This window comes from Terriglobus sp. RCC_193 (assembly GCF_041355105.1).
Classification (GTDB): Bacteria; Acidobacteriota; Terriglobia; order Terriglobales; family Acidobacteriaceae; genus Terriglobus.
Genome location: NZ_JBFUPK010000003.1, coordinates 21,603 through 28,145, shown reverse-complemented (window position 1 = coordinate 28,145; position 6,543 = coordinate 21,603). Strand labels below are relative to the sequence as shown.

The 6,543-nt window shown below is 59.0% G+C and carries 8 protein-coding genes; 5 read left to right on the top strand and 3 right to left on the bottom strand.

The window, feature by feature from the left end; translation table 11 throughout:
- Positions 1 to 93 precede the first annotated feature (93 nt).
- Together AB6729_RS16020 and AB6729_RS16015 are read right to left on the bottom strand one after the other, a co-directional pair.
- Complete coding sequence (locus tag AB6729_RS16020; RefSeq protein ID WP_371082664.1) at positions 94 to 846, bottom strand: metallophosphoesterase; 753 nt, start codon at positions 844 to 846, stop codon at positions 94 to 96.
- 67 nt (positions 847 to 913) lie between these two features.
- Positions 914 to 1,717 (bottom strand): ABC transporter ATP-binding protein, encoded by an 804-nt coding sequence (locus AB6729_RS16015; protein ID WP_371082663.1) that lies wholly within the window; start codon positions 1,715 to 1,717, stop codon positions 914 to 916.
- A gap of 267 nt (positions 1,718 to 1,984) precedes the next feature.
- On the opposite strand from AB6729_RS16015, the gene AB6729_RS16010 reads away from it, so the two are divergent.
- The 5 genes from AB6729_RS16010 (at position 1,985) to AB6729_RS15990 (ending at position 5,464) form a co-directional block, all read left to right on the top strand.
- Entirely contained in the window at positions 1,985 to 2,869 is an 885-nt protein-coding gene (locus AB6729_RS16010) for a PDZ domain-containing protein (protein ID WP_371082662.1), read from the top strand.
- A 140-nt stretch (positions 2,870 to 3,009) separates the two neighbouring features.
- On the top strand, positions 3,010 to 3,348 hold the full coding sequence (locus AB6729_RS16005; protein ID WP_371082661.1) for an ArsR/SmtB family transcription factor: 339 nt from the start codon (positions 3,010 to 3,012) through the stop codon (positions 3,346 to 3,348).
- Positions 3,345 to 3,770 carry an SRPBCC domain-containing protein gene (locus tag AB6729_RS16000; RefSeq protein ID WP_371082660.1) on the top strand — a complete coding sequence of 142 codons (426 nt, stop codon included), beginning with the start codon at positions 3,345 to 3,347 and terminating at the stop codon, positions 3,768 to 3,770. Before AB6729_RS16005 ends, AB6729_RS16000 begins: the two co-directional genes overlap by 4 nt.
- Entirely contained in the window at positions 3,770 to 4,144 is a 375-nt protein-coding gene (locus AB6729_RS15995) for a DoxX family protein (protein ID WP_371082659.1), read from the top strand. The genes AB6729_RS16000 and AB6729_RS15995 overlap by 1 nt, the downstream gene beginning before the upstream one ends.
- Before the next feature lie 90 nt (positions 4,145 to 4,234).
- Complete coding sequence (locus AB6729_RS15990; protein ID WP_371082658.1) at positions 4,235 to 5,464, top strand: pyridoxal phosphate-dependent aminotransferase; 1,230 nt, start codon at positions 4,235 to 4,237, stop codon at positions 5,462 to 5,464.
- Positions 5,465 to 5,530: 66 nt separating this feature from the next.
- Here AB6729_RS15990 and fabD read toward each other — a convergent pair whose 3' ends face one another.
- Positions 5,531 to 6,472: an ACP S-malonyltransferase gene (gene fabD / locus AB6729_RS15985; RefSeq protein WP_371082657.1), complete on the bottom strand. Its 942-nt coding sequence runs from the start codon at positions 6,470 to 6,472 to the stop codon at positions 5,531 to 5,533.
- Between the last annotated feature and the right edge of the window lie 71 nt (positions 6,473 to 6,543).

Sequence of the window (6,543 nt, the reverse complement as noted above, 5' to 3'; positions counted from 1 at the left end):
AGCCAGGGCTGTTCCCTGTTTTATTTGCGTGGCTTCGACGATGACGGATTTGGTGGCAATTCCGCGAGTTCGCAGTGGCGCATTGGCGGATGGTTAACGGCCTATGCGGAGGCGCTTGGCGAGTTTTTCCGGGAGGCCCGCGAGCAGGATGCGGCCTTGTGCCAGGTCGATGTCGTAGGGCACACGATGGAAGGTGATGGTCTTCGCATCGCTGTCGTAGATGGCGTAGGAGGCGCGTGGGTCCAGGTCGCGCGGCTGGCCTACGGAGCCGGGGTTCAACAGATAGCGACGACCTTCCTCCATGGCGAGTGTCCAGTGACAGGGGCCGGAGTTGCGAAGGTACTTGGGTGTCACCGTGAACCAGTGGCCGTCCTGCCAGCCGAAGCCGCCCTGGATGTGGGTGTGGCCGAAAAAGGTGACCTGTTGCTGCATCACCTGCAGCGGCTGCCATGCATCACGAATGTTCAGGATGTAGATGTCTTCATTCACAGGGGAGCCGTGCGCAAGGGAGACATCGGCTTTATCGACCTTGAGAGGGCCGTGCGGTAGCGCCTTGAGCCACAGGATGGATTCCGGGGTCAGGTGTTCGCGTGTCCACTCCACGGCTTCACGTGCGGATGCGTTGAAGGTCTCGGGAGACTCGATGCCGCTGGCTACCTTGTCGTGGTTGCCGCGGACGCTTTGAGTGGCGCGGCGGCGCATCTGGTCGACGACTTCGTTGGGGCTGGCGCCGTAGCCGACGACGTCGCCCAGGTTCCATAGGGCGTCCCATGCGCCTGCGTCTTCCAGCACGGCGTTCAGTGCTTCCAGGTTGCCGTGAATGTCGGAGAGGACGAGTGCGCGCATCAGAAAACGTGGTCTGCGCGGACGCGCGAACCTATCCATGCTACCGCAATGTTCGACGAAAGACTCGTCAGAGTGTGGCGAGGGGGCGGGTGCGGTCTGTGTGCATGGTGGGCACGGCGGCCAGCAGGGCGCGCGTGTAGTCGTCCTGGGGTGCGCGGAAGAGCTCGGCTGCGGTGTTGGTTTCCAGGATGTGGCCGCGGCGCATCACGGCCACGCGGTCCGCCGTCTGCGCTGTAACGGCAAGGTCGTGCGAGATGAACAACATGCTCAGGCCGTGGCGTTCGCGCAGGTCGCGCAGCAGGCGAAGGATCTGCGCCTGTACGGTGACGTCGAGCGCGGTGGTGGGCTCGTCTGCGATAAGAAGACGCGGCTGGTTGACCACGGCCATCGCAATCATGATGCGCTGGCGTTGGCCACCGCTGAACTGGTGCGGGTAATCTTTGCTGCGGCGTGTGGGATCGGGCAGCGCAACGTTGTTCAGCGACTCGAGCACGCGGTCTTTCACTTCTGCCTTGCTGAGTTTTGGATGATGGATGCGGACGGTCTCGGCAATCTGTTCACCGATGGTCATGGCGGGATTCAGTGCCGTCATGGGTTCCTGAAAGATCATGCTGATGTCGCGTCCGCGACGCGCGCGCATCTGCTTCTCCGAAAATTTTAGGAGGTCATGGCCATCGAAACGGATGTTACCCGTCATCGTTGCAGAAGGTGCAAGGAGACGCAGGATCGCAAGCGAGGTAACGGATTTGCCGGAACCGGATTCGCCTACAAGGCCGAGCACTTCTCCTTCATCAATGGAAAACGAGATGCCATCCACAGCGGTGCCGAGTCCGAAACGGATGGTCAGGTTTTCAACGGAGAGCAGGGACATGGCGTTAGTGTAGCCGGGGAATCAGCAGCTTCAAAAAAGCATCATTCCCGCAGCGGGTATTGTTCGCGGATGAACGCTTGGACCTAAATGTGAACAACGCAAGTTGGGTGAAGGCCTGGAACAGTTTGGTAAGTTCTTTCTTCTCAGTGTGCAGACAAATCAAGCGGATGGTGATCAGAATGCTTCTTCCGTGGTTGAAGCACAGGAGCGTACTGAATGCATCGGAAATCGCTGAGGTACTGGGTTGTAACGGCATATTGCCTGGCAATGACATCGATTGCCGTTCTTGCTCAGGAGCCGGGAACCCTGGGCATCTCGGTGCTGCAGCTTTACGGTGAAGGTCAGCAGAACAAACGGGGCGTGCTGATATTGAGAGCGGTTGAGCCGGGTACGGCGGCAGCCGATGCTGGGCTTACAGCGGGCGATATTATCGTGTCGGTGAACGGAACCTCCGCTGAAGGGCATGACGCCGGTGAGCTTGGGCGGGCAGGTTTATCGGGAGTCGCAGGTGACACAGTTCGTCTGACCGTTGCGAAGGTGGGCCATCCATTGGGAGAGGTCACACTGAAGCGAAGACCTTACGCGCCCCATCTCAATCCCGCGACGGATGCTTTTCACTATTCGATTCCGGGTAACTGGCAGATGGATTTGAGATATCCATTCCCCTTGCCGTGGGCGCCTTCCATTGAGCACAAGGGGCTTGAGGACCTTGCGTTCGCACCGGGGTTCGACAATACGAACTCGCCCGAGTATCACAGCTATCTCATCGTGTGGTGGCTGGAAGGTTCGCAGAAGATTACCTCCGAAGGTCTGGAAAAAGACATGTTGGCCTACTTTAGGGGATTGGCAGAACAGCGTGGGAGGAATAACAAGTTCACCCCGGATCCGACGAAAGTAGCAGCGAAATACCAGGCGAGCGAAGGGCAACCAAACTTCGGCGGAGAACCCGCTGCAAACTTCGCAGGAACAGTAACTCTGTACGACCGGCATGGCGAGGTGATTACGCTGCAGTCTGAGGTCATCACCGCCTTCTGCCCGAAGACGGGCAATACGGCTGTGTTTTTTTCCATGTCGAAGGCACCCCGACCGGCAGCGCTGTGGAAACAGATGGATGCCGTACGAGACGGCTTTCAATGCGTGAGAAAACACTAAGAACATCGAATGGTGCGTAGCGTGTTCGCAGCTGGAAAACTGGATTGATGCAACATGGCCCGGCACCCCAGTCGGGCCATGCCGCATTTTGTGGTGGATTTTAGTCTCGGAATTTCTTGACGAACCATAACCAAACGGTTATGGTTTCCTTCGTGCCACAAGCTAAAGCCAATCTCGTGTTTCGTGCTCTTTCTGACCCGACCCGAAGGGCAATCTTCGAAGAACTGACTCGGGAAGGAGAACAGACGGTGCATGCGCTCACTCGCTTTGCGGGTGTTTCGCAGCCTGCTGTTTCCAAACACCTGACGGTGCTGAAACAGGCAAAGCTGGTGCGGCATCGCCGCGATGGACGCGAGACGCATTATCGCTCTCGGCCGGAAGCGCTGGAGCCCATTGCCGATTGGCTGCGGCATTACAGTGCGTTCTGGCGTGAACGCTTCGACAAGCTGGAAGAAGTTTTGGAAAGGATGGAACCATGAGTAATCCCGCAGAAACCCGTACCGTTCTGATCGAGAGGAGCTTCGCGCATCCTCCTGAAAAGCTGTGGCGAGCGCTGACAGAATCTGCGCTCCTTGCGCAGTGGCTGATGAAGAACGACTTCAGTCCTGCAGTGGGTAAGTCGTTTCAGTTTCGTGCCGAGCCTGTGGCGAATTGGAACGGCGTCATTGACTGCGAAGTGCTGGCAATTGAGCCACAGCGGAAGCTTTCGTACACGTGGAACTCCATGGGGGGTGAGAGTGTGGTGCTCTTTACGCTGACGCCGGAGGAAGGCGGTACGCGCCTTCGTATGGAACAGTCTGGCTTACGCGCGGATCAGGAAGCAGCATTCCGTGGCGCGCAGTACGGATGGCAGAAGTTTCTGGGTCAGTTGGAGCAGGTGCTGGAAGGGAGCATCGCGTAGTGGCGCCGAAGCGATGTGCCGTGGGTTTCTGGATCACCACGGCACTGTTCGCCATCCACATGACCTTTACCGCCTATGCGCAATTGAAGCTGCCTCAAGTGGCTGCGGCATTCGCTCATCTTGGGTTTCCGAGCTACTTCCGCGTGGAACTCTCGTGGGCCAAGTTCGCGGGGGTGATTGCATTGCTTGTGCCTGCAGTGCCGGCGCGCATCAAGGAGTGGGCCTATGCAGGCTTCGCCATCACGCTTGTCTCCGCTGTGATTGCGCATCTTGCAGTGGGCGATGGTCCGGCGGCCTGGGGCTGGGCCGTGGGGGCAGGTGTTCTGCTGGGAATGTCTTATTTCTTCTGGCGTTGCAGTCGAAGGGTGTCGTGAAGGCTTTCGTCGCAGGGCTGCCTTTGCCTGCGGAATCGCGTATGGTTTGAGTCATGCGCATTGTGTTGTATGCGCATGACTTGAGCGATCATGAAAACGATAAGTAAATCCAGCAAGCTGGCACATGTTCTGTATGACATCCGCGGTCCCATCATGGAACGTGCCAAGCAGATTGAAGACGAAGGCCAGCAGCTAATCAAACTCAACATCGGCAACCTGGCCGTGTTTGGCTTCAATGCGCCTGAAGAAGTCCAGCAGGACATGATTCGTAATCTGCCGAATTCGGCGGGTTATTCGGACAGCAAGGGCATCTTTGCCGCACGCAAGGCCGTGATGCATTACACCCAGACGCAGGGCATACAGGGTGTGACGCTGGAAGATGTTTACCTGGGCAATGGCGCCTCTGATCTGATTGCGATGGCCGTAAATGCGCTGCTGAATGATGGCGACGAGTTGCTGGTTCCCGCGCCGGATTATCCGCTGTGGACGGCGGTCACCAGCTTGTCAGGCGGCAAGCCCGTGCATTACCTGTGCGACGAAGACAATCACTGGAACCCGGATCTGGACGACATTCGCTCCAGGATCACGCCGCGCACCAAGGGCATTGTCGTTATCAATCCGAACAATCCGACGGGCGTGCTTTATCCGGACCATATCCTGCGGGGCATCGTCGCTATTGCTCGCGAGCATGGCCTGGTGATTCTGGCGGACGAGGTCTATGACAAAGTTTTGTATGACGGCGTGACGCACACGGCGATTGCAAGCCTGTCTACGGATGTACTGACGCTGACCTTCAACTCGCTTTCGAAGAGCTATCGTGCCTGTGGTTATCGTGCGGGATGGATGGTTGTCTCTGGCGATAAGCTCGCTGCCAGCGACTACATCGAAGGCCTGAACATGCTGGCCAACATGAAGCTGTGTGCGAATGTGCCGGGGCAGTGGGCGATTCAGACCGCGCTGGGTGGCTACCAGAGCATTCATGACCTGGTGGGCGAGGGTGGCCGTCTGCGTCGCCAGCGCGACCTGGCTTATGAGTTGCTGACCGCCATTCCAGGCGTGACGTGTGTCCGGCCGCAGGCTGCGCTGTATATGTTTCCGCGGCTTGACCCGGAGATGTATCCCATCCAGGACGACCGCCAGTTTCTGCTGCAGTTGCTTGAGGCAACGCGGGTGATGCTGGTGCAGGGAACGGGCTTTAACTGGCCGCATCCTGACCACTTCCGCATTGTGTTTCTGCCGCACGAGCCGGATTTGCGAGAGGCGATTGGTCGCATTGCGAAATTCCTGGAGGATTACCGCAGGAAGTATGGCAAGGCATAGAACGTGAAACGATGATGCCCACCTTTCGAGGTGGGCATCTTCGTCTTTGGGTTGGAAAATCAGTTCCTATTCGCCGTTCAGCGCTACCAGCGTCTTCTGCAGGCTGTCGCCGTCTTCCACGTTCAGCATCTTCTGTGCGCGATCGATCTGGCGCATGAGGCCGCTGAGGACTTTGCCGGGGCCGACTTCGATGAAGGTGGTGGCGCCGCTGGTCTTCAGCAGTTCCACGCAGTCCACCCAGCGGACGGCTCCCGTCACCTGGCGGATGAGGCAGTCGCGGACGTCGGCGCGGCGGCTGATCATACGGGCGTCGACATTGCTGGCGACGGGGATCTGCGGGTCGAGAATGACGATGCGCTCCAGCTCGGCGGCCAGGCGTTCGGCGGCGGGCTCCATCAGCTTGCAGTGGAAGGGTGCGGAGACGGGCAGAGGGACGACGCGTTTGGCTCCGGCTTCCTTGCAGAGCTCGCCTGCGCGGGTGACGGCGGTGGCTTCGCCGGAGATGACGGTCTGTTCCGGCGCGTTCAGGTTTGCAGGGGCAACGATGGTGTTGTGCTCGTCGCTGGCCTGTTGGCAGAGTTCGCCGATGCGTCCGGCGTCGAGGCCCAGGATGGCGGACATGCCTCCCTTACCTTCGGGGACGGCCTGCTGCATGAACTGGCCGCGCAGGCGTACGGTGCGAACGGCGTCGGCAAAGGTGAGTGTGCCAGCGGCGACGTGCGCGCTGTATTCGCCAAGGGAGTGACCCGCGGACATGGCGGCTGTGATGCCGTGGTCAGCCAGCACACGCGCTGCCGCCACGGAGACGGTCAGGATGGCGGGCTGGGTGTATTCCGTGAGCTTCAACTTGTCTTCCGGGCCTTCGAAGCAGAGCTGCGAAAGGCTGTAGCCCAGGGCGTCGTCGGCTTCTTCAAAGACGGCTTTGGCGGCGGGGAATTTTTCTACCAGATCGCGGCCCATGCCGACGCTTTGCGAACCCTGTCCGGGGAAGAGGAATGCGATGCTCATCGTTCGTATGTCCTTACGTGTTCAAGAGGAAACCCCACGCTCGCGGTGGAACGTGGGGCTCCGGGTGGATC

Excerpts from the sequence above, each read along its gene's own strand:
- AB6729_RS16020 (WP_371082664.1), bottom strand. The coding sequence starts at position 846 with ATGCGCGCACTCGTCCTCTCCGACATTCACGGCAACCTGGAAGCACTG.
- AB6729_RS16015 (WP_371082663.1), bottom strand. The coding sequence starts at position 1,717 with ATGTCCCTGCTCTCCGTTGAAAACCTGACCATCCGTTTCGGACTCGGC.
- AB6729_RS16010 (WP_371082662.1), top strand. The coding sequence starts at position 1,985 with ATGACATCGATTGCCGTTCTTGCTCAGGAGCCGGGAACCCTGGGCATC.
- AB6729_RS16005 (WP_371082661.1), top strand. The coding sequence starts at position 3,010 with ATGGTTTCCTTCGTGCCACAAGCTAAAGCCAATCTCGTGTTTCGTGCT.
- AB6729_RS16000 (WP_371082660.1), top strand. The coding sequence starts at position 3,345 with ATGAGTAATCCCGCAGAAACCCGTACCGTTCTGATCGAGAGGAGCTTC.
- AB6729_RS15990 (WP_371082658.1), top strand. The coding sequence starts at position 4,235 with ATGAAAACGATAAGTAAATCCAGCAAGCTGGCACATGTTCTGTATGAC.
- fabD (WP_371082657.1), bottom strand. The coding sequence starts at position 6,472 with ATGAGCATCGCATTCCTCTTCCCCGGACAGGGTTCGCAAAGCGTCGGC.